At 70.6% G+C, this 3485-nt stretch carries 4 protein-coding genes; all 4 read left to right on the forward strand.

Features of this window, described 5'->3' with window-relative positions:
• Positions 1-211: 211 nt before the first annotated feature.
• Positions 212-1405 (forward strand): histidine kinase, encoded by a 1194-nt coding sequence (locus RTM68_RS17685; protein ID WP_312173488.1) that lies wholly within the window; start codon positions 212-214, stop codon positions 1403-1405.
• Positions 1402-2037, forward strand: a complete 636-nt coding sequence (locus tag RTM68_RS17690; protein ID WP_312173491.1) for a response regulator transcription factor — start codon at positions 1402-1404, stop codon at positions 2035-2037. The genes RTM68_RS17685 and RTM68_RS17690 overlap by 4 nt, the downstream gene beginning before the upstream one ends.
• Positions 2038-2149: 112 nt before the next feature.
• Complete coding sequence (locus RTM68_RS17695; protein WP_312173493.1) at positions 2150-2911, forward strand: ABC transporter ATP-binding protein; 762 nt, start codon at positions 2150-2152, stop codon at positions 2909-2911.
• The coding region (locus RTM68_RS17700; protein ID WP_312173496.1) for an FtsX-like permease family protein at positions 2908-3485 on the forward strand (578 nt) is incomplete at its 3' end. The genes RTM68_RS17695 and RTM68_RS17700, both read left to right, overlap by 4 nt.

Consider the following 3485-nt stretch of genomic DNA (forward strand, 5'->3'; position numbering starts at 1 on the left):
CGTCGACAGCGCGATGGCGACGCCCGACGACCTGCGCGCGATCAGCGACGCGTGGAAGCGCTGGGCCGATGACGGCGACGGCTGGTACCTCGTGCCGCACGGCGAGATCATCGCCCGCGCCTGAGACAGCGATGTGGATCCGGCTGCGGTGCGCCGCGGATACATCTCCAGGCGGATGCGGGGCCGGCGGCGTGCCGCGTAGCGTGGGGGAGTGATCCGCCCGCTCTCTCGCACGGCGCTCGTGCTCGACATCGTCGGCGCAGCGCTGCTCTTCGTCATCCTCACCCCCTTCTCGATCGTGTTCTACGGTCCGGGCGCGGGGAATGTGGCGAACCCGGTCGCCAGTGCCGGAGCGATCGCGGTGTCGAGTCTGCTCATGTTCGGCGGTGTCGCGATCGGTCGGCTCGCGCCGGCACTCGCGCTCGCCGGGGCCTGGGCGGGCGCGATCGTGCAGATGCTCGCGGGCTTCGGTCCGCTGCCCATCGACCTCGCGATCCTGATGACCCTGTACGCGACCGCCGCATGGGGCTCACGCGTCGTGCTCTGGTGGGGCTTCGGCTCCGCGCTCGTCGGCGCGCTCGTGGCGGCGCTCTACATGGTGTTCGTCGGCGGTGTCACGGCCGGTGCGACCAGCGGCTGGGACCAGCTGACCACGGGAACTCTGCTTCTGGTGCTGTCGATCCTCGCGCTGGGCTTCGCCTGGGTGTGCGGCCTGCTCTGGCGGGTCGTGCTGCGGGCGCGAGCGACCAGGGCCGCACAACTGCAGGCGGAGTCGCTGGCCGCAGAAGAGCAGGAGCGCGTGCGGATCGCCCGGGACATGCACGACATCGTGGCCCATTCGCTCGCCGTCGTGATCGCACAGGCCGACGGTGCGCGGTACGCCGCAGCGTCGCAGCCGGAGATGGCGGGCGAGGCTCTGACCACGATCGCTCAGACGGCGCGGGGCGCCCTGAGTGACGTGCGCCTGCTGCTCACGCAGCTGCGGCACCGGCAGGGAGACGGTCCCCAGCCGACGCTCGCCGACCTCGAGACGCTGTTCGCCCAGGTGCGCCAGGCCGGGATCGAGCCGCGCATCACGGTCGATCCGACCCCGCCCGGTGAGCCGCCGGGAGCGATCCAGCTCGCCGTCTATCGCATCCTGCAGGAGGCGCTGACCAACGCGATCCGACACGGCGACGGTGCGGTGGATGTGCACCTCGCCTGGCAGCCCGATCGTGTCGACCTGCAGGTGCGCAACACCGTTGGCGCGACCGGCCCCGGCGCGGGGAGCGCGCAGGGTGGCGGCGGACACGGCGTGATCGGCATGCGCGAACGCGCCCAGCTCGTGGGCGGTAGCCTGCAGGCGGAGCGTCAGGGCACGCAGTTCGTGGTCCAGGCATCGCTCCCGATCGGAGAACCAGCATGATCAGGGTCGTACTCGTCGACGACCAGGCGCTCTTCCGCGCCGGAATCCGGATGCTCGTCGCATCGCAGCCCGACCTCGATGTGGTGGGCGAGGCCGGTGACGGCCGCGAGGCTGTCGCACTCGTGCGGTCGGTCCGACCCGATGTCGTGCTGATGGACATCCGGATGCCGGTGATGGACGGTCTGACCGCCACCGCCGAGATCCTCGCGCAGCCGGACCCGCCCCGCATCGTGATGCTCACGACCTTCGACCTCGACGAGGCCGCTGCCCGAGCGATCCGCCAGGGAGCGAGCGGATTCCTCCTCAAAGACGCCGACCCCGAGTTCCTGCTCGCGGCGATCCGCACGGTGCACGCCGGGTCGAGCGTGATCGCGGCCTCGGCGACCAGGGAGCTGTTCCAGCACTTCGCCGAGGCGCCGAAGCCCGTGCCCGCCGAGTTCGCGACGCTGACCGACCGTGAGCGGGAGATCTTCGCCCTCGCGGCGCGGGGACTGTCGAACAGCGAGATCGCCGCGCGCGAGTACCTCAGCGAAGCCACGGTGAAGACCCACATCAGCCGCATCCTCACGAAGCTCGCGCTCCGCGATCGGGTGCAGCTCGTCGTCTTCGCGTTCGAGCACGGTCTCGCCTGAGTCGAGCGGCCTGTCCGAGTATCACGGTCCGGTGCAGATCATCCTGGAGATGTAGACGGATGAGTCGAGCGGGCGACGCGGCAGCGCCCCCGCCCGAAATAGCGTCGTCGACATGGAGATCACGACCACCGACCTCGGGCTCGCAGCCCGCGTGCAGCACCTCAGCAAGACCTACGGCGCCGGCGAGGGCACCGTCCGGGCGCTCGACGACGTCAGCGTCGGCATCCGCCGCGGCCAGTTCACGGCCATCATGGGCCCCTCCGGATCGGGCAAGTCCACGCTCATGCACATCATGGCGGGACTCGACACGCCGTCCGAGGGACGCGCCTGGATCGGAGACACCGAGATCACCGGACTCGGCGACCTCGACCTGACGATCCTGAGACGACGCCGCGTGGGGTTCATCTTCCAGGCATTCAACCTGGTGCCGACCCTGACCGCGATCGGCAACATCATGCTTCCGTTCGAACTCGACGGGCGACGCCCGAGTGCGATCGAGAGGGCGCGCATCGACGGCCTCATCGAGACCCTCGGGCTCGGCGCGCGGCTCCAGCACCGTCCCCACCAGCTGTCGGGCGGACAGCAGCAGAGGGTGGCGATCGCCCGGGCCCTCGCCACCGCTCCCGACCTGGTCTTCGCCGACGAGCCCACGGGAAACCTCGATTCCGCGACCGGACGCGAGGTGCTGCAGCTGCTCGCCGCCGCGAGCCGCGAACACGGGCAGTCCATCGCGATGGTGACGCATGACGCGATCGCCGCCAGCCACGCCGACCGCGTGCTGTTCCTGGGCGACGGTCGGCTCGTCGCCGACCACCCGCGTCAGAGCGCCGAGGAGATCTCGGCGTACATGCTCGCGGCGGAGGTGGCGGCATGAGCACGGTGAGCGCCCCCGTCATCCGGACGACCGTTCCTCAGACGGCATCCACCGGTCCTCGATTCGCCTGGCTGCGGGAGCGCGGCATGGGCGCCAGCATCCTGGTGGCCGCGCTGTCGGCGGCCTTCGGCGTCATCCTCGTCGAGGTCACCGTCTACCTGGGCGCCGTGTTGCAGGCCGACCCGTTCATCGGCGACAGCGAGACCCTCGCCTTCATCGTCGGGCTCCTGTCGGTGCTGCTCACTGCGGTGGCCATGTATGTCGCGGCGATCGTCACGGCGAACACGTTCTCGACGATCATCGCGGGGCGCACGCGCCGGATCGCACTGATGCGACTGATCGGGGCGACGGCGCGGTCTCAGCGCGCGGAGGTCGGCCGGCAGGGACTCGTCGTCGGGATCATCGGAGCTGTCGTCGGCGTCGTCGCGGGGCTTCTGCTCTCGGCGGTCGGGGTGCAGGTCGCGTCGACGCTGATCGCGACTCAACCGTCCGGGTTCTCACTCGCGCAGCCCGCGCTCGTGCTGCCGGCGGTCGGCGTCGCGCTGACGACCTGGGCCGCAGCGTGGGTCGGATC

Source organism: Microbacterium sp., assembly GCF_031988965.1.
GTDB lineage: Bacteria > Actinomycetota > Actinomycetes > Actinomycetales > Microbacteriaceae > Microbacterium.